The organism is Leclercia sp. UBA5076, from assembly GCF_002416465.1.
Taxonomy (GTDB): domain Bacteria; phylum Pseudomonadota; class Gammaproteobacteria; order Enterobacterales; family Enterobacteriaceae; genus Enterobacter.
This window is the reverse complement of the sequence record NZ_DIAO01000011.1, coordinates 17,451-43,431: the sequence shown is the minus strand read 5'-3', so window position 1 is coordinate 43,431 and position 25,981 is coordinate 17,451. Positions and strand designations below refer to the sequence as shown.

The 25,981-nt window shown below is 57.8% G+C and carries 22 protein-coding genes; 12 read left to right on the top strand and 10 right to left on the bottom strand.

The annotated features are described in order from the left end of the window. Positions 1-30: 30 nt before the first annotated feature. Positions 31-693 carry an iron-sulfur cluster repair protein YtfE gene (gene ytfE / locus B3X29_RS10690; RefSeq protein WP_103177993.1) on the bottom strand — a complete coding sequence of 221 codons (663 nt, stop codon included), beginning with the start codon at positions 691-693 and terminating at the stop codon, positions 31-33. Between the two features lie 244 nt (positions 694-937). Between ytfE and B3X29_RS10685 the strand changes: the two genes are divergently transcribed. Continuing rightward, entirely contained in the window at positions 938-2,587 is a 1,650-nt protein-coding gene (locus tag B3X29_RS10685; protein WP_159340445.1) for a methyl-accepting chemotaxis protein, read from the top strand. An 86-nt stretch (positions 2,588-2,673) separates the two neighbouring features. Here the strand turns inward: B3X29_RS10685 and B3X29_RS10680 are convergent, their stop codons facing one another. The 3 genes from B3X29_RS10680 to B3X29_RS10670 form a co-directional block, all read right to left on the bottom strand. Continuing rightward, entirely contained in the window at positions 2,674-3,639 is a 966-nt protein-coding gene (locus B3X29_RS10680; protein ID WP_159340446.1) for a DMT family transporter, read from the bottom strand. 75 nt (positions 3,640-3,714) lie between these two features. Then, complete coding sequence (locus tag B3X29_RS10675) at positions 3,715-4,539, bottom strand: AraC family transcriptional regulator (RefSeq protein WP_103177996.1); 825 nt, start codon at positions 4,537-4,539, stop codon at positions 3,715-3,717. 81 nt (positions 4,540-4,620) lie between these two features. Then, on the bottom strand, positions 4,621-5,469 hold the full coding sequence (locus tag B3X29_RS10670) for an SDR family oxidoreductase (RefSeq protein WP_159340447.1): 849 nt from the start codon (positions 5,467-5,469) through the stop codon (positions 4,621-4,623). An 89-nt stretch (positions 5,470-5,558) separates the two neighbouring features. Between B3X29_RS10670 and B3X29_RS10665 the strand changes: the two genes are divergently transcribed. Then, complete coding sequence (locus tag B3X29_RS10665; protein ID WP_201304753.1) at positions 5,559-5,939, top strand: winged helix-turn-helix transcriptional regulator; 381 nt, start codon at positions 5,559-5,561, stop codon at positions 5,937-5,939. Between the two features lie 118 nt (positions 5,940-6,057). Here the strand turns inward: B3X29_RS10665 and B3X29_RS10660 are convergent, their stop codons facing one another. Continuing rightward, positions 6,058-8,001 carry a bifunctional 2',3'-cyclic-nucleotide 2'-phosphodiesterase/3'-nucleotidase gene (locus B3X29_RS10660; protein ID WP_103177999.1) on the bottom strand — a complete coding sequence of 648 codons (1,944 nt, stop codon included), beginning with the start codon at positions 7,999-8,001 and terminating at the stop codon, positions 6,058-6,060. 191 nt (positions 8,002-8,192) lie between these two features. Here B3X29_RS10660 and cysQ point away from each other — a divergent pair, with 191 nt between their 5' ends. After that, complete coding sequence (cysQ, locus tag B3X29_RS10655; RefSeq protein WP_103178000.1) at positions 8,193-8,933, top strand: 3'(2'),5'-bisphosphate nucleotidase CysQ; 741 nt, start codon at positions 8,193-8,195, stop codon at positions 8,931-8,933. Here cysQ and B3X29_RS10650 read toward each other — a convergent pair. Further along, a complete protein-coding gene (locus B3X29_RS10650; RefSeq protein WP_103178001.1) occupies positions 8,927-9,484 on the bottom strand; it encodes a YtfJ family protein in 558 nt (185 codons plus the stop codon). The two genes, cysQ and B3X29_RS10650, sit on opposite strands and share 7 nt — an antisense overlap. A 329-nt stretch (positions 9,485-9,813) precedes the next feature. Here B3X29_RS10650 and B3X29_RS10645 point away from each other — a divergent pair, with 329 nt between their 5' ends. Further along, positions 9,814-10,020 (top strand): DUF1107 domain-containing protein, encoded by a 207-nt coding sequence (locus B3X29_RS10645; RefSeq protein ID WP_032616223.1) that lies wholly within the window; start codon positions 9,814-9,816, stop codon positions 10,018-10,020. A 58-nt stretch (positions 10,021-10,078) separates the two neighbouring features. Here the strand turns inward: B3X29_RS10645 and B3X29_RS10640 are convergent, their stop codons facing one another. Beyond that, positions 10,079-11,416: a hemolysin family protein gene (locus B3X29_RS10640; RefSeq protein WP_103178002.1), complete on the bottom strand. Its 1,338-nt coding sequence runs from the start codon at positions 11,414-11,416 to the stop codon at positions 10,079-10,081. A gap of 188 nt (positions 11,417-11,604) precedes the next feature. After that, positions 11,605-12,246, bottom strand: coding sequence for a peptide-methionine (S)-S-oxide reductase MsrA (msrA, locus tag B3X29_RS10635; protein ID WP_103178003.1), 642 nt, complete (start codon positions 12,244-12,246; stop codon positions 11,605-11,607). A gap of 223 nt (positions 12,247-12,469) precedes the next feature. Here msrA and tamA point away from each other — a divergent pair, with 223 nt between their 5' ends. Genes tamA through B3X29_RS10620 form a run of 3 tightly spaced genes read left to right on the top strand, consistent with a single transcriptional unit; the run spans position 12,470 to position 18,323 of the window. Further along, positions 12,470-14,203 (top strand): autotransporter assembly complex protein TamA, encoded by a 1,734-nt coding sequence (gene tamA, locus B3X29_RS10630; protein WP_103178004.1) that lies wholly within the window; start codon positions 12,470-12,472, stop codon positions 14,201-14,203. After that, entirely contained in the window at positions 14,200-17,976 is a 3,777-nt protein-coding gene (gene tamB, locus B3X29_RS10625) for an autotransporter assembly complex protein TamB (protein WP_159340448.1), read from the top strand. Before tamA ends, tamB begins: the two co-directional genes overlap by 4 nt. A 2-nt stretch (positions 17,977-17,978) precedes the next feature. Continuing rightward, entirely contained in the window at positions 17,979-18,323 is a 345-nt protein-coding gene (locus B3X29_RS10620; protein ID WP_039028479.1) for a gamma-glutamylcyclotransferase family protein, read from the top strand. Positions 18,324-18,469: 146 nt separating this feature from the next. On the opposite strand, the gene ppa is transcribed toward B3X29_RS10620, so the two are convergent. Next, the gene (ppa, locus tag B3X29_RS10615; protein ID WP_103178006.1) at positions 18,470-18,997 is read right to left on the bottom strand and encodes an inorganic diphosphatase; all 528 of its coding nucleotides are present in this window, start codon (positions 18,995-18,997) and stop codon (positions 18,470-18,472) included. 308 nt (positions 18,998-19,305) lie between these two features. On the opposite strand from ppa, the gene ytfQ reads away from it, so the two are divergent. From ytfQ to B3X29_RS10590, 5 genes are all read left to right on the top strand, one after another. Further along, complete coding sequence (ytfQ, locus tag B3X29_RS10610; protein ID WP_103178007.1) at positions 19,306-20,262, top strand: galactofuranose ABC transporter, galactofuranose-binding protein YtfQ; 957 nt, start codon at positions 19,306-19,308, stop codon at positions 20,260-20,262. A gap of 103 nt (positions 20,263-20,365) precedes the next feature. Next, positions 20,366-21,868 carry a galactofuranose ABC transporter, ATP-binding protein YtfR gene (gene ytfR / locus B3X29_RS10605; RefSeq protein ID WP_159340449.1) on the top strand — a complete coding sequence of 501 codons (1,503 nt, stop codon included), beginning with the start codon at positions 20,366-20,368 and terminating at the stop codon, positions 21,866-21,868. 10 nt (positions 21,869-21,878) lie between these two features. Further along, positions 21,879-22,904, top strand: coding sequence for a galactofuranose ABC transporter, ATP-binding protein YtfT (gene ytfT / locus B3X29_RS10600; protein ID WP_168191997.1), 1,026 nt, complete (start codon positions 21,879-21,881; stop codon positions 22,902-22,904). Continuing rightward, positions 22,891-23,889 (top strand): galactofuranose ABC transporter, permease protein YjfF, encoded by a 999-nt coding sequence (yjfF, locus tag B3X29_RS10595; RefSeq protein WP_103178010.1) that lies wholly within the window; start codon positions 22,891-22,893, stop codon positions 23,887-23,889. The genes ytfT and yjfF overlap by 14 nt, the downstream gene beginning before the upstream one ends. Positions 23,890-23,982: 93 nt before the next feature. Continuing rightward, entirely contained in the window at positions 23,983-25,551 is a 1,569-nt protein-coding gene (locus tag B3X29_RS10590; RefSeq protein ID WP_159340450.1) for a methyl-accepting chemotaxis protein, read from the top strand. Here the strand turns inward: B3X29_RS10590 and B3X29_RS10585 are convergent. Then, on the bottom strand, positions 25,526-25,879 hold the full coding sequence (locus tag B3X29_RS10585; protein WP_103178012.1) for a helix-turn-helix domain-containing protein: 354 nt from the start codon (positions 25,877-25,879) through the stop codon (positions 25,526-25,528). The genes B3X29_RS10590 and B3X29_RS10585 overlap by 26 nt on opposite strands. Positions 25,880-25,981: the final 102 nt, after the last annotated feature.

Genomic DNA, 25,981 nt, shown 5'->3' with positions numbered 1-25,981 from the left:
CCCGGTAAGCGCTAACGCTACCGGGCTTTTTTATTCCCCGGCCAGCGCCCGTGGGAACAGGACGTTATTCTCCAGACTGATGTGCTCCATCAGATCATCGATCATCTCGTTAATGCCGTTATACATCGCGCGCCAGGTGGTGCAGGCATCCGCAGGTGGGGTCACGTTATGGGTGATGTGCTTGATCACCTCAATCAGTTCACCGGCGTCGTCGTGCTCGCTTTCCATCACGCTGATCGGCCCCATCGCCTGGCTGCCCATTCCCTGTTTGATCATCGGGAACAGGATCTGCTCCTCTTTCATCATGTGGCTGGAGAGCTCTTCATGCAGCAGGGTCAGGTTTTTCGCCAGGCCGCGCGGAACAGAGGCTTTATCAGCATGGACGCGCTCAACTTTGGTGGCCTGCAGGATCAGCTCCGGCAGCTGTTCGCGGTGGCGATCGTGAAAGCGCACGATGATGTGATCGATGATTTCGGCCAGCGCCACGCTGCGCCACTCTTTTTCCAGCGGCTGCTCGGCCAGCTTCGCCAGTTCTGCTTCGATGAGGTCCAGATCCAGTTCCTTACGCGTCGCGGCACGCGCCAGGGTTTGCTTACCGCCGCAGCAGTAATCCATATCGTATTTACGAAACAGCGCGGAAGCGCGTGGGATGGAGAGCGCCAGCTCGCCTAAAGGTTGGTCGCGGAAGGCCATGGTCGTTACCTCATCGTTATTTGATAAGATGTATTTTAAATGCATCTTTTAGGCGAAGCTATAACCCTTTATAGGCAGGGGTAAAAAAAGCGATACAGATCACAAAAAAATGCCGATTTAACTCTATGAATGGATTTAAAAAACGGGTTTAGAAACTTTTTAAAGGCACAGAGACGGTAAACAACCCGCTGCGCCTGCCGATAGATACAGGTCAGACAATACCTGCATATAAAAAAGGCAACGCATGTTTAAACGTATAAAAGTGATAACCCTTCTGATTTCGGTGCTGCTGGCGCTCGGGATCATGCAACTGATCTCCGCCGGCATTTTCATCAATGCGCTTAATAACGACAAAGAGAACTTCACCGTTTCCCAGGTCTCCAGCCAGAATGTGGCCGAGTTCACCGACGCCTGGATCAGCCTTAACCAGGCGCGCGTCACCCTCAACCGCGGCATGCTGCGCCTGCAAAGCAGCATGGCTTCGCAGATCAACGGCGGGCAGCTGAACGAGCTGGTCAACACGGCAAAAAATCTGCTGGCAGACGCCCAGTCCCATTACGACAAATACTACGCGCTGCCGGAAACGCCGGGCCTGGATGAAAAACTCTCCAGCCAGCTGGAAGAGCAGTACCGCATCTACTCGGCCACCCTGACCCAGATGAACCTTCTGCTCTCCCAGGGCAACCTCGAAGATATGTTTAAGCAGAACGCCGAGCAGAAGCAGACCGCAATGCAGAAAGTCTATCGTGAATGGCGCCAGGCTCAGGCAGCCCTTACCGATAAAGGCATCGAAGATAACGAGAGCGACTACAAACGCATCCTGTGGATCCTTTCCGGGATGATGCTTCTGGTGATCGCCGTGATTGTCTCCAGTTGGATCGCCATGCGCCGTGTGCTGCTGCTGCCGCTGCAGGAGGTCATCGATCATATTCGCGCTATCGCCGCGGGTGACCTGACGCAGCCTGTTGACGTTCAGGGCAAAAACGAAATGGCGGTGCTGGCCTATAACGTTCACGAGATGCAGAAGGCGCTGGCGAACACCGTAGGTGTGGTGCGTGAGGGCTCCGACACCATTTATACCGGCGCGGGTGAAATCTCCGCAGGCAGCAACGATCTCTCTTCCCGTACCGAGCAGCAGGCTGCCTCGCTGGAAGAGACCGCCGCCAGCATGGAACAGCTGACCGCCACCGTGAAGCAGAACGCCGATAATGCCCGTCAGGCGTCACGCCTGGCGCTGGATGCCTCAAGCACCGCGAAAAAAGGCGGAAACGTGGTGGAAGGGGTGGTGCGCACCATGGACGAGATCGCCAACAGTTCCAGCAAAATCGCCCAGATCACCAACGTGATTGACGGCATCGCCTTCCAGACCAACATCCTGGCGCTGAATGCGGCGGTAGAAGCGGCGCGTGCCGGGGAGCAGGGACGCGGATTTGCGGTGGTGGCAGGAGAAGTTCGCACCCTGGCCCAGCGCAGCGCCCAGGCGGCGAAAGAGATCAAAGGGCTGATTGACGACTCGGGTGCCCGGGTCAGCGCCGGTTCCGCGCTGGTGAATGAGGCCGGGGAGACGATGGCGGAGATCGTCAGCGCCGTAACCCGCGTCACCGACATTATGGGCGAAATTGCGTCCGCCTCTGATGAGCAAAGCCGGGGTATCGATCAGGTCGGCCAGGCGGTGGCCGAGATGGATCGCGTGACCCAACAGAACGCCTCGCTGGTGGAGGAGTCTGCGGCGGCAGCGGCAGCGCTGGAAGAGCAGGCGGCACGCCTGAACGAGGCGGTGGCGGTATTTAAGATTGCGAAGGGCCCGGTGGCTAAGGCTGCGCCGGTGAAAACCTATGCTGCAAAAGCCAAACCGGTACAGGCGACCACCGACGCCAACTGGGAAACCTTCTGACAGAGGCCGGGTGGCGCTAACGCTTACCCGGCCTATGGAACGCATGACTTTGTAGGCCCGGCAAGCGCAGCGCCGCCGGGCAATAATTACAGCTCCGAAGCCGGAACGACCGAAATTTTTTCCGGCTTTGCTTTTACCGCAATCACCACCCCCACCACCAGCAACACAATTCCCGTGCCGGTTAACAGCGGCGGCAGGCTCTGGCGCATCAGGAAGGTATAGAGCAGACCGGCCAGGGTTTCGAAGACAATCAGCGGCCCTAAGATCACCGTCGGTAATTTCTGGCTGGCGACGTTCCAGCACAGGGCGCCCACCCATGAGCAGCAGACGGCAATCGCCAGCATCAGACCGAGAAAGACCCATGGCCGTGGCCCCAGCGGCAGGGCAAAGTCCGGCTGCTGCACGTTCAGCCATGCGCAGGCGGCAAGGTAGCCCAGTAACGAGACCGGCAGTGTCACCAGCGCCTGGGCGGTGGCCCACATCATCGGATGTTTGTCGGGGTTTTCCCGCAGCCAGCGGGCGTTACGCAGGGCGTACCATGCCCAGCAGACCACCGACACCGACGCCAGCAGGATCCCCGAAACATAGCGCCAGCCACTGCTTCCGGCCATGCCGTGACGCAGCTCGGCGATATTTACGCACACCAGCCCCAGCGCAATGGCAAACAGCCCCGGGAGCATCTTCGACCACGCCAGCTTACCATCGCGCTGGCTGTAGAGCAGATTGGCGAACACCGGGATCACCACCGGCAGCGTGCCGATGATCATGGTCGACACCGGGGCCCCGGTACGCTGGATCGCGCTTGCCAGGCAGACGTAATAGATCAGGTTGCCCATCATCGTCAGCGACAGGGCGGTGAGCCAGTCCCGGCCTTTCAGCTGGCGTAACCGCGCCCGGCCGAGCCAGGCGATCGGCAGGGCGATCAGCCCCAGCGCCAGATAGCGCCCCATCGACTGTAGCGCCGCCGGGTATTCCGGGACGATCAGCGGCCCGACAAAAATCAGTCCCCACATTAACCCTGCAAGCAGGGCATACAACACGCCGCTAATCATTTTTTCCTTCCTCTGCTCTGAACCTGCTGGCAGTGTAGAAAGGCAACAGAGGGCGGTATTGTATGAGATTGCGCATTAGCGCTGCGTTACCTGTTTCTGGTAGCGCACCGGCGTAATGCCATAGCGACGGGTAAAGGCCCGGGTCAGGTGCGACTGATCGGTCAGGCCCGTCGCGGCGGCCACCTCTGCCGCCGGGAGTCCCTGGGTGAGAAAGGCTTTGGCGCGCCACAGGCGGATCGCCATCAGCATCTGATGCGGCGTGACGTGAAAATGGGCTTTGAACTGGCGCTGGAAATGGTACGGGCTGAGCGACACCACCTGCGCCAGCTCATCGAGGGTCAGGGAGTGCATATAGTTGTCATGGAGATAGTCGCGCACGCGCTCGAAGCGATGCGCCCCTTCTTTTGCGACCGGCGCATGGCGCGCCAGCGGCTGGAAGGTATCAATCAGATCCAGCAGCAGGCCCTTTTGCGCCAGCGGATCGTCGGTGTGCCACAGGCCGTAGATCAGCTGACAGATCTGCTGCGAACGGCGGGGATCGTGGCGGGTGACGTCGCTGAACCACCAGTGGCGAATGCCTGTCACCTCCTCCAGCAGATCCGGTTCGAGATAGATCATCCGGTAGCGCCAGCCGTCAGCGGTTTCGGCCTCGCCGGTGTGCAGCTCGTCGGGATTCATGGTGACGACGGAGTGAACGGGGGCGACATACTGCGTGCCGCGATAGCGGAAGCGTTCGGCACCGGCCTCTATGGCACCGATGCCGAAGGCCTCATGGGTGTGGGGTTCAAAGGCGTAGCGGGAGATATGGGCGTGATACAGCTCCACGCCCGGCACCTGCGCCAGATGGCGAAAGCGCGCGCTGTCTCTCTCATCGAAAAACTGTTCAGGTACGCCTTGCACGGTGAGCCTCCTCGCGGGTCAGAGTCTCATTATCAGAGATGACTCGCAGGGATGCCACACTAATTAACCATGTTTTAACAATTACAGGATGTGCTTCACGCTCTCCGCAAGCGTGGTGGTCGGGCGGCCCAGCAGGGTGCTCAGGGTGCGGCTGTCATCAAACAGACCGCCTTTCGAGGCACCGACATCGGAATCGGCCAGCATCTCCGCCAGACCTGCCGGCAGACCCACTCCCTTCAGCGCGGCGGCAAAATCCGCTTCGCTCAGGTTCTGATAGACCACGTTTTTACCGCTCTGGCGGCTCAGCTCGGCAGCAAGCTCGCTTAACGTCCACGCCTGGTCACCTGCCAGCTCATAAACTTTACCGGCATGACCCTCTTCGCTGATAACGCGGGCCGCAGCGGCGGCATAGTCGGCGCGGGTGGCGGAGGCAATTTTGCCTTCACCGGCAGCACCAATAAACACGCCGTGTTCCAGCGCAGGCGGGGCGCTGGCGAGGTAGTTTTCGGTGTACCAGCCGTTACGCAGCAGAGCGTAAGGAATGCCCGATTCGGCCAGCGCTTTTTCGGTGGCGACGTGCTCCACATGCAGGCCCAGCGGGGAGGTGTCGGCATGCAGCAGGCTGGTGTAGGCGATAAATTTCACGCCCGCCGCCTTCGCCGCGTTAATGACGTTCTGGTGCTGCGGCGTACGCTGGCCCACTTCGCTGGAGGAGATCAGCAGCAGTTTATCCACGCCCGCGAGTGCGGCGGTGAAGGCGGTCTGGTCGGTATAATCGGCCTGACGCACGGTCACGCCCTGCTGGCTCAGCGCCTCAGCTTTCGCCGGGTTACGTACAATGGCGACCAGCTGGCTCGCCGGAACGGTTTTCAGCAGCTGTTCAATAACGCGTTGGCCAAGCTGGCCGGTAGCGCCTGTAATCGCGATCATGATGAATATCCTTCGTATCGGGTGAATGTTGTGGCACACTATCACTCAAACTAACTTTTAGTAAGTACGTACAAAAAGGTAAGTATCTCATGGCAAACCCAACCCTCAGCGAGCAAATGCGCGACGGCAATCTCTTTGCCGAGCAGTGCCCTTCCCGGGATGTGCTCAAGCATGTGACCAGCCGCTGGGGCGTGCTGATTCTGGTGGCGTTGCGTCAGGGAACACATCGCTTTAGCGATCTGCGGCGCAAGATGGGCGGGGTGAGCGAGAAGATGCTGGCCCAGTCGCTACAGGCGCTGGAGCAGGATGGCTTTGTCAATCGTGTGTCGTATCCGGTAGTGCCCCCGCACGTGGAGTACAGCCTGACCCTGCTGGGGGAAGAGGTGAGTGAGAAGGTGGCGGCGCTGGCCGACTGGATCGAGCTGAATTTGCCCCAGGTGATGAGTCACCGGGATGAACGTGCGGCCTGATGCCGGGTGGCGGCTACGAGTTTGTAGGCCCGGCAAGCGCAGCGCCGCCGGGCATTGTGCGGTCTGTTTGCCGGGTGGCGGCTGCGCCTTACCCGGGCTGGGAAACGGCAACGTTCTTTTACCTGCTTAAATCTAACTGATAGATCGCAAATCCAATCTCATCGGTCGCGACCTGCTGCATCGGGTACTGCGCTTTCTCTTTAATAAACGCCGCCGCTTTTTCCGTTGGCGCGGTCTCAAAGCGGATATCCAGCTTCACATCGCTGTGAACAGGGGCCAGACGCCAGTTGTTATCCGCTGCCGGATGGATTTCGCCGCTCTTCTTCGACTGCTCGCCAATCCACGTTGCCAGCACCGAACGGTTCTCATCCGGTGAGGCGAAGGCGATATGGCTGTCGCCGGTCCCGGCAAACTTACCGCCGTAGGCGCGGTAGTTGTTGGTCGCCACCAGGAAGGTCGCTTTCGGATCGATTGGCTTGCCGTTAAAGGTCAGGTTTTTAATGCGTTCGGCCTGGGCATTCACCACCTGGCACTCGCCGTCATATTTCGCCGGCTGGGAGACATCAATCTGGTACTCCACCCCGTCGATCACATCGAAGTTATAGGTGCGGAAACCGTCCCAGTTAATCAGCGACTGTGGTTTGGTGCTGGTCGGGTCGATCTGGTTAAACTGGCCCGCAGAACACTCCAGCCACTCCTTCACCTCCTGGCCCGTGGCTTTGACCACCACCAGGGTGTTCGGATAGAGATAGAGATCGGCGGCGTTCCGGAAGGTCAGTTGGCCTTTTTCAACTTCAACATAGCTGGCCGGATCGTTCTTGCGACCACCCACTTTAAACGGCGCCGCAGCGGAGAGGACCGGCAGTTTCGCCAGATCCGGATCGCCCTGAATATAGCGCTCCACGTAGGCTTTCTGCGCCATGTTCACCACCTGCACGGTAGGATCGTCCTGCACCAGCGCCAGGTAGCTGTACATGTTGTCGGCGGATTTGCCGATGGGTTTGCTGACAAACTCGCGGGTGGCGTCGTGATCGTGCTTCAGCACCTCGACGATATTTTTATCTTCGCCCACCAGCGCTTTTTTAGCGGCCAGATCGTAAATCGGTCGCGCTTCGGCTTTCGACTGGGTGACCTGCCATTTGCCGCCGTCATTATTGAGCACCAGATCGACCACCCCAAGGTGATCCCCCCACATGCCCGGCATCACCGCGGGCACGCCGTTCAGGGTGCCTTTGGCAATGTCCGCCCCTTTAATGCTGGCGAAGTCTTTACCCGGGAAAACCGCGTGGGCGTGGCCGAAGAGAATAGCATCCACCCCTTTCACTTCGCTGAGGTAGTAGACCGAGTTTTCCGCCATCGCCTGGTATGGGTCGGCAGAGAGCCCCGAGTGGGCTACCACCACCACCAGATCGGCGCCTTTTTCGCGCATCTCCGGCACATACTTGCGGGCGGTTTCGGTGATGTCATTAACCGTCACTTTGCCGCTCAGGTTGGCCTTATCCCAGGTCATGATCTGCGGCGGGACAAAGCCGATATAGCCGATCCTCAGGGTCTGCGGTTTCCCGTCCTGATCGACCACGGTGGTCTCTTTGATCAGATAAGGTGTAAAGAGCGGCTTCTGGGTCTTAACGTCGATGATATTGGCGTTAACGTACGGGAATTTGGCCCCTGAAAGCGCCATATGCAGATAGTCCAGCCCGTAGTTAAACTCATGGTTACCCAGGTTACCCACCGCGTAATCCAGGGTATTTAGCGCCTTGTAGACCGGATGCACATCGCCCTTTTTCAGACCTTTCGCCGCCATGTAATCGCCAAGAGGACTACCCTGAATTAAGTCCCCGTTATCGACCAGGACGCTGTTTTTCACTTCGCTACGGGCTGCGTTAATCAGGCTTGCGGTACGCACCAGACCAAATTTTTCCGTCGGGGCGTCTTTGTAGTAGTCGAAGTCCATCATATTGCTGTGCAGGTCGGTGGTTTCCAGAATGCGGAGATCAACCGTCGCTGCCTGTACGCTCGCCGCAATCAGCGTCGCCAGGAGCGTTGCGCTAAACTTAATCATCAGAGGAGTCCTTTTATTCGATCCAGGCCACAAAAGAATATGTATCTATATTTTTTTGCTTACAGAATTGTGAATCCTGCCAGAAAAAAGGGCCCTGAAACCGGAATTGCTTCACAGATAGCGGATTTATTCACAATGCGATATAAATAAAACAAAGAGTTATACCCACTGTGATAACAAAGAGGTGGAGAATGTTAGATAAAATTTGTCAGCTCGCACGGGAAGCGGGCGAGGCCATTATGCAGGTCTACGATGGTAAGATCCCGATGGATACGATCCGTAAAATCGACGACTCCCCGGTGACCGCAGCCGATCTTGCGGCGCACGGCGTGATCCTGAAAGGCTTGCAGGCGTTAACGCCCGATATCCCTGTACTTTCCGAAGAAGATCCCCAGCCCTGGGAGGAGCGCCAGCACTGGCAGCGTTACTGGCTGGTTGATCCGCTGGACGGCACCAAAGAGTTCCTCAAGCGTAACGGTGAATTTACGGTAAATATTGCCCTGATTGATAAAGGCAAAGCGGTGCTGGGGGTAGTCTACGCCCCGGTGCTGAAGGTGATGTACAGCGCCGCCGAAGGCAAAGCGTGGAAAGAGGAGTGCGGGGTGCGCAACCCGATCCAGGTGCGTGACGCCCGGCCACCGCTGGTGGTGATCAGCCGCTCTCACTCGGATAACGAACTTGAGGAGTATCTGCATCAGCTGGGCGAGCACCAGACAACGTCGATCGGGTCATCGCTGAAGTTCTGCCTGGTGGCAGAAGGGCAGGCGCAGCTCTATCCCCGCTTTGGGCCAACCAACGTCTGGGATACGGCGGCAGGCCATGCCGTTGCCGCCGCCGCGGGCGCCCATGTTCACGACTGGCAGGGCAAGCCGCTCGACTATACCCCGCGGGAATCTTTCCTTAATCCAGGCTTCCGGGTCTCGCTTTACTGACCGACCAACTTATGCAGCAGGGCGACCACCTGCTGCACCTCCTCCTGGGTCAGCGCCCCATCTTTCGCCCACTGCACTTTACCTTGCTTGTCCAGCACGACGGCGGCTGAGCTCTCTTCTTCCAGCTGCCAGGCGCCGCGCGCCGCGCCGTTACTGTCGACGATGAACTGTGACCATGGGTAGAGCTTTTTATTGCTCTCCAGGCTGCTGCGCACGAACATGCCGGAACCCGGTATCGCATCATCGGTATTCACTATGGTAGTGGTCTGATAAGTATCTTTTGGTAAATGTGCCGACTTGATCGCTTCAATCAGGGTTGCGTTTTTCTCTTTTGCCGAAGTGCGACCGGCAATATGTAGCACCACTCGCACTTTGCCAGGAAGCTGCGCGCTATTCCAGGTTTTGTAGCTAAACTCATTATTGTCGAGGATCAATTCTCCCCGGTCGGCAATGCCCACCGGTGGCACTCGTTGTCCCTTCTCAAAATTATGTGCGGAAGCCATCAGTGGCAGCATCAGGCAGGCAGTTGCCAGGATGTTACGTATGGTCATGGTGTTTTCTTTTTTGTTTTATTAGCAGGTGATCCGACCACTTGGTCTGATGTTTTAATCATAAGTGCGATCGCAGCGCTTTACCCGCAATCCCGGTGCCAGAGTGAGGGGGAACGCACATATCTGCACAAAAACGATGGCTTATACTGCCCAAAAGTTACGATTGCAAAGAATATTCTGATTATTTGTCATCAAAAGGTAAATAAACTTATGCAGACTGGGTATCACCATTTTTCTCGTCTATAGTCATTGGGCAACAAAATTTGCGCTCCAGAGGGTCGGCCCGATTGTGGTGCCGCAAGAGCGTATGATTCGCAGGAGATAATAGAATGAAAATTTTTCAACGCTACAATCCGCTTCAGGTAGCTAAATACGTAAAAATCCTGTTCCGTGGACGGTTGTATATCAAGGACGTTGGCGCTTTTGAGTTTGATAAGGGCAAAATCCTTGTCCCAAAAGTGAAGGATAAACAGCACTTTTCTGTGATGTCCGAAGTCAACCGTCAGGTTATGCGTCTGCAAACTGAGATGGCTTAACCAACGTGCTATGCAGTAAAAGAAACGGCTCCCGATGGGAGCCGTTGATGTTTCTGGTTTAGGCCGAGGCGTTCTCTTCAGCATCCGGCATTTTTGGCACCAGCACCGTCGGTTTGTTGTCGATGCGCGTCACCAGCAGCTGGTCGATGCGGTAGTTGTCGATATCCACCACCTCGAACTTATATCCCGAGAACTTCACCGAGTCGGTGCGTTTCGGGATTTTACGCAGCATAAACATCATAAAGCCGCCAATGGTCTCGTAGTTGCCCGACTGCGGGAACTCGTCGATGTCCAGCACGCGCATCACGTCGTCGATAGGCGTACCGCCGTCCACCAGCCATGAGTTCTCATCGCGCGCCACAATCTGCTCTTCCAGACCCTGGCCCACCAGATCGCCCATCAGGGTGGTCATGACATCATTCAGGGTGATGATCCCCACCACCAGCGCGTATTCGTTCATGATCACCGCAAAGTCTTCCCCGGCGGTTTTGAAGCTTTCCAGCGCTTCGGAGAGCGTCAGGGTGTCCGGGACAATCAGGGTATTGCGGATCTGCACCCCGCTGTTCAGCGTCAGGCTCTGGTTCGCCAGCACGCGGTTCAGCAGGTCTTTGGAGTCGACATAACCGATGATGTGATCGATATCTTCATTACAGACCAGGAACTTGGAGTGCGGATGTTCCGCCACCTTTTTCTTCAGGCTCTGCTCATCTTCGTGCAGATCGAACCAGATCACGTTCTCACGCCCGGTCATGGAGGACGGCACGGTACGGGACTCCAGCTCAAACACGTTCTCGATCAGCTCATGCTCCTGCTTACGCAGCACCCCCGCCAGCGCGCCAGCTTCAAATACCGCGTAGACATCGTCAGAGGTGATGTCATCTTTACGCACCATCGGCAGCTTAAACAGACGGAAAATGGTATTGGCCAGGCCGTTAAAGAACCACACCAGCGGGCGGAACACGAAGAGACAGAAGCGCATCGGGTTGATGATGCGCAAAGCCACAGCTTCTGGCGCAATCATACCGATGCGTTTCGGGGTCAAATCGGCAAACAGAATGAACAGGCCAGTCACCAGTGAGAAGGAGAGAATGAAGCTCAGCTGCTCGGAAAGCTCAGGGGAGAAGTATCGGGAGAAAACGCTATGGAATGCGGGCGAGAATGCAGCATCACCCACAATACCGCCAAGAATGGCGACCGCATTGAGGCCGATTTGCACCACGGTAAAGAACATCCCCGGGTTTTCCTGCATTTTCAGGACGCGTTGGGCATTGAGATCGCCATCATCGGCGAGCAGTTTAAGTTTAATTTTACGGGATGCGGCCAGAGAGATTTCTGAAATAGAGAAAAATGCACTGACAGCGATGAGACAAAGTATTACTAAAATACTGTTTAACATATCTTATCCGGCTTCTCGCCAGATCCTCGGAGGGAAGTTGGTCATACAGGTGTGTAGATATTTTGAACACCGGTCCGAAGCGGTAGGCCGGTTATTTCGAGGGGTAGTATAGCGTAAACGGCTGTAAAGTCGCCAGAGATCGCTTTTTGAGCCGGTTTTGCTCGTCAACAGGCAAAACCGGCTTACTGTTATGCCAGCTGAGGCGGCAGGCAGACACCAATGCCACCGATACCGCAGTAGCCGTACGGATTTTTATGCAGATACTGCTGGTGGTCATCTTCCGCATAATAGAACGGTAAGGCGTTGGTGATTTCGGTCGTCACCGGGCGATCGTCGCCGGCGGCGTGCATCGCCTGCTGGAAGCGCGCCAGACTGTCGCGGGCGGCGGCATCCTGTTCCGGCGTGAGCGGATAGATCGCCGAGCGGTACTGGGTACCGTGGTCATTGCCCTGACGCATACCCTGCGCAGGATCGTGGTTTTCCCAGAATACCTGCAGCAGCTGTTCGTAGCTGACGACGTTCGGATCATATACTACCCGTACCGCTTCGGCGTGACCGGTCTGCCCGGAGCAGACTTCGCGGTAGGTTGGGTTCGGGGTATAGCCCCCGGTATAGCCTGCCGCGGTGCTGTAGACGCCCGGCAGTTGCCAGAAGAGGCGCTCCACGCCCCAGAAACAGCCCATCGCGAACAGGGCAATTTCCATCCCCTCCGGGACGTTAGTCATGGAGTGGCCGTTAACGGCATGGAGAGTGGCGACAGGCATAGGGGTGTTACGTCCCGGTAATGCGTCCGCCTGAGCAACCAGGTGCTTTTTATCGAATAAACTCACGGTGTGGCCTCCGGGTGGGTGATGTTTGGGTTAAGGTTGTCACGACGCGTTTAATTGAACACAATAAATGCGGTGAATGAGTCTAGATTTAAACATAAGAAATATTAGGGTGTTTAACCATTTTTCAACCCGCGTATTGGGTTTTGGGCTTTTGCCGTGATTTGCTGCGGAGCGGCACTTCATATGCTTCCAGGGGTGGAAACAAGGATATTCAGGAGAAAACGTGCCAAAAATCCGCCAGTTATGTTTAGCCAGTCTCTTGCTGACAAGCGGAGTCGCCAGCGCGGCGAACGTTCGTTTACAGGTTGAGGGGCTATCCGGGGCGCTGGAAAAAAACGTACGCGCGCAGCTCTCCACTATTGAGAGCGACGAAGTGACGCCCGATCGTCGCTTTCGCGCCCGCGTGGACGACGCCATCCGCGGCGGTTTAAAAGCGCTCGGCTACTATGAGCCGACCATCGACTTCGAGCTGCGTCCACCTCCGGCCAAAGGGCGGCAGGTGTTGATTGCCCGCGTCAAGCCAGGGGTTCCGGTGCTCATCGGCGGCACGGACGTGGTGCTGCGCGGCGGCGCGCGTACCGATCAGGACTACCTTGAACTGTTGAACACGCGGCCAAAGAATGGCACCGTGCTCAATCACAGCGACTATGACGGCTTCAAAAAAGATCTGACGAAGGTGGCGCTGCGCAAAGGCTACTTTGACAGCCAGTTCAATAAAAGTCAGCTCGGCATCGCCCTCGATCGGCATCAGGCGTTCTGGGACATCGACTATGACAGCGGGGAACGCTACCGCTTTGGCGATGTCACCTTCGAAGGGTCGCAGATCCGTGATGAGTATTTGCAGAATCTGATCCCCTTTAAAGAGGGCGACTATTATCAGTCGAAAGATCTGGCCGAGCTTAACCGCCGTCTGTCAGCCACCGGCTGGTTTAACTCCGTGGTGGTGGCACCGGAGTTTGATAAAGCGCGACAGACCAAAGTGCTGCCGCTGCACGGCGTGGTATCGCCACGCACCGAGAACACCATTGAGACCGGGGTGGGCTATTCCACCGACGTCGGCCCGCGCGTAAAAGCGACCTGGAAAAAGCCGTGGATGAACTCCTACGGCCACAGCCTGACCAGCAACGTCAGCCTCTCAGCTCCGGAGCAACAGCTCGATTTCAGCTATAAAATGCCGCTGCTAAAAAATCCGCTTGAGCAATATTACCTGGTGCAGGGCGGCTTTAAGCGCACCGATCTGAACGACACCGAAGCGGATTCTACGACCCTCGCCGTGTCGCGCTACTGGGATCTCTCCAGCGGCTGGCAGCGCGCCATCAACCTGCGCTGGAGCCTCGACCACTTTACCCAGGCCAATGTTACCAATACCACCATGCTGCTCTATCCGGGAGTGATGATCAGCCGGACCCGTTCCCGCGGCGGCCTGATGCCGGACTGGGGGGATTCCCAGCGCTATTCGATAGACTACTCCAATACCGCCTGGGGCTCGGATGTAGATTTCTCCGTGGTACAGGCGCAAAACGTCTGGATCCGCACCTTTTATGACCGCCATCGCTTTGTGGTGCGTGGCAACCTGGGCTGGATTGAAACCGGCGACTTTGAAAAAGTGCCGCCGGATCTGCGCTTCTTCGCCGGGGGCGATCGCAGCATTCGTGGCTACAAATACAAATCCATCGCGCCAAAAGATGACGACGGCAAGCTGATCGGGGCCTCGAAGCTGGCTACCGGCTCGCTGGAGTATCAGTACAACGTCACCGGAAAATGGTGGGGCGCGACCTTTATCGACAGCGGAGAAGCAGTAAGCGATATCCGCCGCAGCGACTTTAAAACCGGCGCAGGCGTCGGGGTGCGCTGGGAGTCACCGGTCGGGCCGATCAAGCTCGATTTCGCCGTGCCGGTGGGCGATAAAGATGAACACGGTTTACAGTTTTACATCGGTCTGGGGCCTGAATTATGAGTTTATGGAAGAAAATTAGCCTCGGCGTGTTGCTGTTTATCCTGCTGCTGCTGGCTGCGGTGGCCTTTCTGGTGGGCACCACCAGCGGGCTGCATCTGCTGTTTAAGGCGGCAGACCGCTGGGTGCCGGGGCTGGAGATTGGTCAGGTCACCGGCGGCTGGCGCGACTTACACCTGAAAAACGTTCGCTACGACCAGCCGGGGGTGGCGGTCAACGCCGGGGATCTGCATCTGGCGGTGAAGCTCGGCTGCCTGCGTGACAGCAGCCTGTGCATTAACGATCTGTCGTTAAAAGATCTCTTCGTGACGATAGATTCCAAAAAAATGGAGCAATCGGAGCCCGTTGCCGAAGAGGAGAGCGGGCCGCTGGATCTCTCCACGCCATACCCGATATCGCTTAACCGGGTGGCGCTGAATAACATCAACGTCAAAATCGACGACACCACCGTGTCGGTGATGGATTTCACCTCCGGCCTGCGCTGGCAGGAGAAAAACCTGACCCTGACCCCGACTTCTCTGCAAGGGCTGCTGATTGCTCTGCCGAAAGTGGCGGAGGTGGCCCAGGAAGAGATTGTCGAGCCTAAAATTCAGAACCCGCAGCCGGAAGAGAAGCCGCTGGGCGAAACCCTGAAGGATCTCTTCTCGAAACCGGTCCTGCCGGAGATGACCGACGTTCACCTGCCGCTGAACCTTAATATTGAAGAGTTTAAGGGCGAGCAGCTGCGCCTCACCGGCGATACCGATCTGACGGTCTTCAACATGCTGCTGAAAGTGAGCAGCATCGACGGCAACATGAAGCTCGACGCGCTGGATATCGACACCAACCAGGGCAGCGTTAACGCCACCGGCAACGCCCTGTTACGGGATAACTGGCCGGTGGATATCACCCTCAACAGTACCCTGAACATCGATCCGATTAAAGGCGAGAAGGTGAAGCTGAAGGTGGGCGGCGCCATGCGCGAACAGCTGGAGTTTGGCGTGAACCTCTCCGGCCCGGTAGATATGGTGCTGCGCGGCCAGACCCGGCTTGCAGAGGCGGGCCTGCCGCTCAACCTTGAAGTGGTGAGTGAGCAGCTCTACTGGCCGTTTACCGGCGAGAAGCAGTACCAGGCCGATGACGTGAAGCTGAAGCTCACCGGCAAAATGACCGACTACACCTTGTCGTTCCGCACCGCGGTGAAAGGGGAGGGGCTGCCGCCTGCCGGCATCACCCTGGATGCGAAGGGCAACGAACAGCAGATCAACCTCGACAAGCTGACGGTGGCCGCGCTGGAGGGCAAAACCGAGCTGACGGCGCTGCTCGACTGGCAGAAGGCGATCAGCTGGCGCGGGGAGCTGAAGCTCACCGGGATCAACACTGCCAAAGAGGTGCCGGACTGGCCCTCGAAGCTCGACGGGCTGATTAAAACCCGCGGCAGTCTCTACGGCGGTAGCTGGCAGATGGCGGTGCCGGAGCTGAAAATCACCGGCAACGTGAAGCAGAACAAAGTGGATGTGAACGGCTCGCTGAAGGGCAACAGCTACCTGCAGTGGGTCATCCCGGGCCTGCACGTCGCGCTGGGGCGCAACACCGCCGATATTAAGGGCGAGCTGGGGGTGAAAGATCTCGATCTGGATGCCACTATCGACGCGCCGAACCTGGATAATGCCCTGCCAGGACTGGGCGGAACCGCGAAAGGGCTGCTGAAGGTGCGCGGCACGGTAGAAGCCCCGCAGCTGCTGGCGGTTATCACCGCCAACGGCCTGCGCTGGCAGGATCTTACCATCGCCCGGGTGCGGGTAGATGGCGACGTGAAATCCACCGATCAGATCGCCGGGCACCTGAACCTGCGCGTCGATCGTATCTCGCAGCCGGGCCTCAACCTCAATCAGGTCACCCTTGAAGCCAAAGGTAGCGAGAAACAGCATGACCTCCAGCTGCGCATTCAGGGTGAACCGGTCTCCGGCCAGCTGCACCTGGCGGGCAGCTTTGACCGCCAGGAGACCCGCTGGAAAGGCACCCTGGATAACACCCGCTTCGCCACCCCGGTGGGACCGTGGTCGTTATCGCGCGCTATTGCCCTGGATTACCGTAACGCGGAGCAGAAGATTAGCATCGGGCCGCACTGCTGGACCAACCCGAATGCCGAACTGTGCGTGCCGCAGACCATTGACGCAGGCGCCGAAGGGCGGGCGGTGGTCAACCTTAACCGCTTCGATCTGGCGATGATCAAGCCGTTCATGCCAGACACTACGCAAGCAAGCGGCGTGTTCAGCGGCAAGGCGGATGTCTCCTGGGATACCACCAAACCGGGGCTGCCGGAGGGCAACGTCACGCTCGCCGGGCGTAACGTGAAGGTGACGCAGGTGGTGAACGATGCGCCGCTGCCGCTGGCCTTCAGCACCCTCAATCTCACCGCCGATCTGCATAACAACCGCGCCGAGCTGGGCTGGCTGATCCGCCTCACCAACAACGGGCAGCTGGACGGCCAGATCCAGGTGACCGATCCGCAAGGACGGCGCAACCTGGGCGGCAACGTCAACATTCGCAATCTTAACCTGGCGATGGCGAATGCCATCTTCTCCCGCGGCGAGAAGGCGGCAGGTATGCTGAATGCCAACCTGCGGCTGGCGGGCAGCGCCCAGAGCCCGCAGCTGTTCGGCCAGATGCAGCTCAACGGGGTAGATATCGACGGCAACTTTATGCCGTTTGATATGCTGCCGAGCCAGCTGGCGATGAACTTTAACGGCATGAGCTCGACGCTTACGGGCACCGTACGCACCCAGCAGGGGCAGATCAACCTCAGCGGCGATGCCGACTGGAGCCAGCTCGATAACTGGCGCGCCCGGGTGGCGGCCAAAGGCAGCAAGGTGCGGATCACCGTGCCGCCGATGGTGCGTTTAGACGTCTCGCCGGATGTGGTCTTTGAGGCCACGCCGCAGCTCTTCACCCTTGATGGCCGCGTCGATGTACCGTGGGCTCGTATCGTGGTGCATGAACTGCCGGAAAGCGCGGTGGGCGTCTCCAGCGATGAGGTCATGCTCAACAACAACCTCCAGCCGGAGGAGCCACAGAGCGCCTCTATCCCGATCAACAGCAACCTGATCGTACACGTGGGTAACAACGTGCGCCTGGATGCGTTTGGGCTGAAGGCCAGACTGACCGGCGATCTGAAAGTCGCGCAGGATAAACAGGGGCTGGGCCTGAACGGGCAGATCAACATTCCGGAAGGGCGCTTCCACGCCTACGGCCAGGATTTGATGGTGCGTAAAGGCGAACTGCTCTTCTCCGGCCCGCCGGATCAGCCGCTGCTGAATATCGAAGCGATCCGTAATCCGGAGGCCACCGAAAATGACGTGATCGCCGGGGTGCGCGTGACGGGCACCGCGGACGAACCGAAAGCGGAAATTTTCTCCGACCCGGCAATGTCCCAGCAGGAAGCGCTCTCATACCTGCTGCGCGGGCAGGGGCTGGACAGCAATCAGAGCGACAGCGCGGCGATGACCTCAATGTTAGTCGGTCTGGGGGTTGCACAAAGTGGTCAGGTTGTGGGTAAAATCGGCGAGACGTTTGGCGTAAGCAATCTGGCGCTGGACACCCAGGGGGTCGGCGACTCCTCTCAGGTGGTGGTCAGCGGCTATGTACTGCCGGGTCTGCAGGTGAAATATGGTGTGGGGATCTTTGACTCATTAGCAACTCTCACGTTACGCTATCGCCTGATGCCTAAGCTATATCTGGAAGCGGTGTCTGGCGTAGACCAGGCACTCGATCTGCTCTATCAGTTTGAGTTTTAGCAATGCGAATATTTGTCTACGGCAGTTTAAGAACCAAGCAAGGCAACAGCCACTGGATGACTAACGCCCAGTTGCTGGGGGATTACAGTATCGAGAACTACCAGCTGTACAGCCTGGGCCACTATCCAGGCGCCGTTCCGGGAGAAGGAGCAGTACAGGGTGAGGTTTATCGTATTGATAATGCCACGCTGGCCGAACTTGATGCCTTGCGCACCAAAGGCGGGGAATACGCTCGCCGGTTAATCCAGACACCCTACGGCAGTGCATGGATGTACGTGTACCAACGTTCGGTGGAAGGTCTGACGCTGATTGAAAGCGGTAACTGGTTAGACCGTGACCAGTACTGATATGAATAACGCCACCTTCGGGTGGCGTTGTTTTTTCAGGCCGCACAGATTTTGTAGGCCGGGTAAGGCGCAGCCGCCACCCGGCAACAGGCCGCACAGATAAAAAAAGCCCCGACAAGTCGGGGCTTTTTTTCACACGTTAAGCATTACTTCTTCGCGCGTTCGAAGGAGGCAACGATTTCCGCTTTCGCGGCTTCTGCGTTGTCCCAGCCTTCCACTTTCACCCATTTGCCTTTCTCGAGATCTTTGTAGTGCTCGAAGAAGTGGGCGATCTGCGCTTTCAGCAGCTCTGGCAGGTCGTTCACATCTTTAATGTGATCGTACTCTTTGCTCAGCTTGGTGTGCGGTACCGCAACCAGCTTCGCATCTTCACCCGCTTCGTCGGTCATTTTCAGCACGCCAACTGGACGGCAGCGGATCACGGAGCCCGGCTGCAGTGGGTATGGCGTTGGGACCAGCACGTCTACCGGATCACCGTCCAGAGAGAGGGTGTGGTTGATGTAACCGTAGTTGCACGGATAGAACATCGCGGTAGACATGAAACGGTCAACGAACAGTGCGCCGGTGTCTTTGTCGATTTCGTATTTGATAGGATCAGCGTTCGCCGGGATTTCGATAACTACGTAGATGTCTTCCGGCAGTTCTTTACCCGCTGGGACGTTGAGTAAGCTCATGTCTGTGTCCTTTAAATGATTGGTAATCAAGTGGCGAGTATTATAGCCAACTGGCGCGGAATGTCTCCGCCTGTTTTCGCCGATCCCTGTTCCTGAAAACCATTATCAGCACTTTCTCATGACAAGATAATCCATAAACTCAGCCGCTTTTTTAATGGCTCAGTGAAAGCGATTACAAAGTTGTGATTAACGTTTTATTCACTTTTCTGAAGTGTGATGTAACACACTCCGTTACATCTCGCATTGTCTATAGTCTCTTCGCAGAACATTTTTTACCCAACAATAAACTCCCCTACGAGGACGCACTTATGTGGAAGCGCTTACTTCTTGTCACAGCAGTTTCGGCAGCCATGTCGTCTATGGCGATGGCCGCCCCCTTAACCGTAGGATTTGCCCAGGTCGGCTCAGAGTCCGGCTGGCGCGCCGCTGAGACCAACGTCGCGAAGAGTGAGGCCGAAAAACGCGGCATCACGCTGAAGATCGCCGATGGCCAGCAAAAACAGGAAAACCAGATCAAAGCGGTACGCTCTTTTATCGCTCAGGGCGTTGACGCCATCTTCATTGCGCCGGTCGTAGCGACGGGTTGGGAGCCGGTTCTGAAAGAAGCGAAAGATGCCGAAATTCCGGTCTTCCTGCTCGATCGTTCCATCGATGTAAAAGACAAATCTCTCTATATGACCACCGTTACCGCCGACAACGTGCTGGAAGGCAAATTGATTGGTGAATGGCTGGTGAAACAGGTGGATGGCAAGCCGTGTAATGTGGTTGAGCTGCAGGGCACCGTGGGCGCCAGCGTGGCCATCGACCGTAAGAAAGGCTTTGCTGATGCCATCTCCAAAGCGTCAAACATCAAGATTATCCGTTCTCAGTCCGGCGACTTCACCCGCAGTAAAGGGAAAGAGGTCATGGAGAGCTTTATCAAAGCCGAGAACAACGGCAAGAACATCTGCATGGTTTACGCCCATAACGATGACATGGTGATCGGCGCTATCCAGGCGATCAAAGAGGCGGGCCTGAAGCCGGGCACCGACATCCTGACCGGCTCTATCGACGGCGTACCGGATATCTATAAAGCGATGATCGACAAAGAGGCTAACGCCAGCGTGGAGCTGACGCCAAACATGGCAGGTCCGGCCTTTGACGCGCTGGAGAAATTCAAGAAAGATGGCACCATGCCGGAGAAAGTCACGATCACCAAGTCCACGCTCTATCTGCCTGATACCGCTGCAGAAGAGTTAGAGAAGAAGAAAAATATGGGCTACTAAGCTCGACTGAAAATGCCGGGCGACGCTGCGCTTGCCCGGCCTTCGGCTCGCTTTTTGTAGGCCGGGTAAGCGTAGCGCCATCCGACATGATGCAGGGGGAACCATGATCACAGACCAACACCAGGAAATCCTCCGCACAGAAGGATTGAGCAAATATTTTCCCGGCGTAAAAGCGCTGGATAACGTCGATTTCAGCCTGCGGCGTGGTGAGATCATGGCCCTGCTGGGCGAAAACGGCGCCGGAAAATCGACCCTGATTAAAGCCCTGACCGGTGTCTATCATGCCGATCGCGGCACCATCTGGCTGGAAGGCCACGCTATATCGCCTAAAAATACCGCCCATGCCCAGCAGCTGGGTATCGGGACGGTCTATCAGGAAGTGAACCTGCTGCCGAATATGTCGGTGGCGGATAATCTGTTTATCGGCCGCGAGCCACGACGTTTTGGCCTGCTGCGCCGTAAAGAGATGGAAGACCGCGCCACCAAACTGATGGCGTCATACGGTTTCTCTCTCGACGTCCGCGAGCCGCTCAACCGCTTCTCGGTGGCGATGCAGCAGATCGTCGCCATCTGCCGGGCTATCGATCTCTCGGCAAAAGTGCTGATCCTCGATGAACCTACCGCCAGCCTGGATACCCAGGAGGTCGAGATGCTCTTCACCCTGATGCGCCAGCTGCGCGACCAGGGGGTGAGCCTGATTTTCGTCACCCACTTCCTCGATCAGGTGTATGAGGTGAGCGACCGCATTACCGTCCTGCGTAACGGCGGCTTCGTCGGCTGTCGCGAAACCCGCGAGCTGCCGCAAATCGAGCTGGTCAAAATGATGCTGGGCCGCGAGCTGGAGAGCAATGCCCTGCAGCGTGCGGGCCGGACGCTGCTCAGCGAGAAGCCGGTAGCGGCGTTTAAAGGGTACGGCAAGAAAGGCACCATTGCGCCCTTTGATCTCGAGGTGCGCCCGGGCGAAATCGTCGGACTGGCGGGGCTGTTAGGGTCGGGACGTACCGAAACGGCAGAGGTGATCTTCGGGATTAAACCTGCCGACAGCGGCACTGCGCTGATCAAAGGTAAACCGCAGACGCTGCGCTCCCCGCATCAGGCTTCCAGCCTGGGGATCGGTTTCTGCCCGGAAGATCGCAAGACCGACGGCATTATCGCCGCCGCTTCGGTGCGCGAGAACATCATTCTGGCCCTGCAGGCCCAGCGCGGCTGGCTGCGTCCCATTCCCCGTAAAGAGCAAAATGTGATTGCCGAGCGCTTTATTCGCCAGCTCGGCATCCGCACCCCGAGCGTGGAACAGCCGATCGAATTTCTCTCCGGCGGTAACCAGCAGAAGGTGCTGCTGTCACGCTGGCTGCTGACCAAACCGCAGTTCCTGATCCTCGACGAGCCGACCCGCGGTATCGACGTGGGGGCGCACGCGGAAATTATCCGCCTGATCGAAACCCTCTGCGCCGACGGTCTGGCGCTGCTGGTGATCTCCTCGGAGCTGGAGGAGCTGGTGGGGTATGCGGATCGGGTGATCATCATGCGCGACCGTCAGCAGGTGGCCGAGATCCCGCTGGACGCGCTCTCCGTTCCGGCAATCATGAACGCCATTGCGGCATAAGGAGTAGATCGTGATGTCACGTTCACTTTCTCAGACCGGCGAGACGAAGCGCCGCTTCAGCTGGCCCACCGGCACGCCGCAAATCATTGCGCTGATCCTGGTGTTACTGGTGGATAGCCTCGTTTCGCCGCATTTTTATCAAATTATCCTTCAGGATGGCCGCCTGTTCGGCAGTCCGATTGATATCTTAAACCGCGCCGCGCCGGTCGCCCTGCTGGCGATCGGCATGACGCTGGTGATTGCCACCGGCGGTATCGACCTGTCGGTCGGGGCGGTGATGGCGATTGCGGGGGCGACGGCGGCTTCGATGACCGTGGCCGGACACAGCCTGCCGGTGGTGCTGCTGGCGACGCTGGGCACCGGCGTGCTCGCGGGATTGTGGAATGGCATCCTGGTGGCGATCCTCAAAATCCAGCCCTTTGTCGCCACCCTCATTTTAATGGTGGCCGGACGCGGGGTGGCGCAGCTGATCACCTCCGGGCAGATCGTCACCTTCAACGCCCCGAATCTGGCGTGGATTGGCAGCGGATCGCTGCTCTTCTTCCCGACGCCGGTGATTATTGTGGTGGTCACCCTGATCGCCTTCTGGCTGTTCACCCGTAAAACCGCCCTCGGGATGTTTATCGAAGCGGTGGGAATTAACATTCGCGCCGCGAAAAACGCCGGGGTCAGCACCCGTCTGATGGTGATGCTCACCTACGTATTGAGCGGAGTATGCGCCGCCATTGCCGGGATTATCGTCGCGGCCGATATTCGCGGGGCCGATGCCAATAACGCCGGGCTCTGGCTGGAGCTGGATGCGATCCTCGCGGTGGTGATTGGCGGCGGCTCGCTGATGGGCGGGCGCTTCAACCTGCTGCTGTCGGTGATTGGCGCGCTGATTATCCAGGGGATGAACACCGGGATCCTGCTGTCGGGTTTCCCGCCGGAACTCAACCAGGTGGTGAAAGCGGTGGTGGTGCTCTGCGTGCTCATCGTGCAGTCGCCGCGCTTTATCAGTCTCATTAAGGGGATGCGTGGTCATGATAAAACGTAATTTACCGCTCATGATTACCCTGGGCGTGTTTGTGCTGGGGTATCTCTACTGCCTGACGCAGTTCCCCGGTTTTGCTTCGACGCGGGTGATCTGCAACATCCTGACCGACAACGCCTTCCTCGGGATCATCGCCGTCGGCATGACCTTCGTGATCCTCTCCGGCGGGATCGACCTCTCCGTCGGGTCGGTGATCGCCTTTACCGGCGTCTTTCTGGCTAAGGCGATTGGCTACTGGGGGATCTCCCCGCTGCTGGCCTTCCCGCTGGTGCTGGTGATGGGCTGCGCCTTTGGCGCCTTTATGGGATTGCTGATCGACGCCCTGAAGATCCCGGCGTTTATTATCACCCTCGCCGGGATGTTCTTCCTGCGCGGCGTCAGCTATCTGGTGTCGGAGGAGTCGATCCCGATTAACCATCCGGTCTACGACACCCTCTCAAGCCTGGCGTGGAAAATCCCCGGCGGCGGCCGTCTGAGTATTCTCGGTCTGGTGATGCTGGGCGTGGTGGTGATCGGCATTTTCCTCGCCCACCGCACCCGCTTTGGCAACGAAGTGTATGCCATCGGCGGTAACGCCACCTCGGCGAACCTGATGGGGATCTCCACCCGCAGCACCACCATTCGTATCTACATGCTCTCCACCGGGCTGGCGACGCTGGCGGGGATCGTCTTCTCCATCTACACCCAGGCGGGCTATGCGCTGGCGGGGGTAGGGGTGGAGCTGGACGCGATTGCCTCGGTGGTGATTGGCGGCACGCTGCTCAGCGGCGGCGTCGGCACGGTGCTGGGCACGCTGTTTGGGGTGGCGATCCAGGGGCTGATCCAGACCTATATTAACTTCGACGGCACCCTCAGCTCGTGGTGGACCAAGATTGCGATTGGCATTCTGCTGTTCATCTTTATCGCCCTGCAGCGCGGCCTGACGGTGCTCTGGGAGAACCGCCAGAACTCGCCTGTCACACGGGTGAGCACCACCAGCAAGCTATAAGCGCCTGAATTTACGTCAAGTCTAAATCTTTTCCGGTAGCGGCCGATAACCCTTAATTCTGTCCAGATTTATCTCGCTACCGGAAATTACATCATGCTTAAAACGCTATCGATTCGTACCGGCTTGCTTTCGTTACTGGCCGTTATGACCCTTCTGCTGCTGCTTGTCAGCGGTATCGGCATTTATGCCCTCACCCAGAGCTCCTCCTCTTTACAGCGCATTAACCATCTTCAGGGCGAACAGCTGGTGCAGCTCAACTCGGGCTACACCCTGATCCTGCGCGCGCGCAACGAGGCGGGGCAGGCCGTCCGCATGATGGAGGTGGGACTGCTGGATGACGCCACAAAATCGGTGAAAAACATCAATGACGAACTCAAACAGGCGCAAACCACGCTGAAAAGCGTGATCGATAGTGGGATAAACGATCCAGAAGGCGATCGGTTGCTGAAGCAGCTCGCCGGGAGCCTGGCGGCGTATAACGCCCAGGGGATCGTGCCGATGCAGAACGCCCTGAATGCGCAGAATGCGGATGATTATTACGATCTGCTGGAGAACCGTCTGGTGCCGGTAGCGCGTCAGTTTGATAACGATATGCAGGCCTTCCAGGCCTGGAGCGACAGCCGGGGCAAAGCTGAAGTCGCCGCGGTACAGGCGAGTAAAAATCGGGTGATGCTGCTGATCATCGTCGCCGCGCTGCTGACCGCGGGCATTATCGTGCTGGCGTGGCTGGCACTGCGCCATATGCTGCTGAAGCCGCTCTCCTCCTCTATTGCCCAGCTTGAGCACGTGGCTGCCGGGGATCTGACCCACGCCCTGACCACCCCCGCAAGCCAGGAGTTTAACCGCCTCAACGCCGCCATTGAGGAGATGCGCCAGTCGCTGATGGGCTCGGTGCTGCGGGTGCGTGACGCCAGCTCGCAGATTGATACCGGCAGCCGGGAGCTGACCGCAGGCAATATGCACCTTGCCCAGCGTACAGAATCCACCGCCACCTCGCTGGAGCAGACCGCGGCCAGCATGGAAGAGATCACCGCCACGGTGAAGCAGAACGCCCACAACGCCGAGCAGGCGCATCAGGTGGCGAAGACGATGTCAGATACCGCTGACCGCGGCAGCGAGATGGTCTGTTATGTCATTGAGAAGATGCGCGATATCTCCGGCAGCGCCGACCGTATCGCCGATATCCTCAGCGTGATCGACGGTATCGCCTTCCAGACCAATATTCTGGCGCTGAATGCCTCGGTGGAAGCCGCCCGCGCGGGCGAGCAGGGGCGCGGCTTTGCGGTGGTGGCCGGAGAGGTGCGTAACCTCGCCAGCCGTAGCGCCGATGCGGCAAAAGAGATCCGCACGCTCATCAGCGATTCCCAGGCGCACGTCAGCGAAGGTAGCGAACTGGCGCAGCAGGCGGGGGAAACCATGGACGAGATCGCCAACGAGGTGATGCGCATGACCCGCCTGATGCGTGAGATCGCCAATGCGTCGCACGAGCAGAGCCGTGGTATTGAGCAGGTGAATATTGCGGTCAACCAGATGGACGAAACCGCGCAGCAAAACGCGGCGCTGGTCCAGCAATCTTCCGCCGCGACGCGCTCGCTGGAAGAGCAATCCCGCGAGCTCATCGAGGCGATGTCACTCTTCAGGCTGTCGTCGCAACAGGCGTAGCCTTATCGCCTTCCGGCGCCGCTGGCGTCGGGAGGCTTTCCGCGCCAGCCGGGGTGTGGGCGATATAGTCATGAATGGCGCCCAGCAGCTTTTCCATCTCGGCGGACAGCTTCAGCGCGTATGGCGTTGGCTCCAGGAACAACCCCTTACGGGTAAACAGCGGCTCATTAAACAGCATGCCAAAGCGTTTCAGGGCCAGGCTGACTGCTGGCCTGGACATCTCCAGACGTAAAGAGGCTTTGGCCATGCTCCCGCACCTGACGACTTCAATAAATATCGGGATCAGATTGAGGTCGATGCCAGTGGATGAGCGAGAGAGGTTTTTCATATCGGCTGATTCCCATTGAACACTATTTGAACGCCGTCATGATGACGCAAGGATTCACTGGGTTACAGCAGGATTTTTATATAGTTTTATACCAACAAAGAT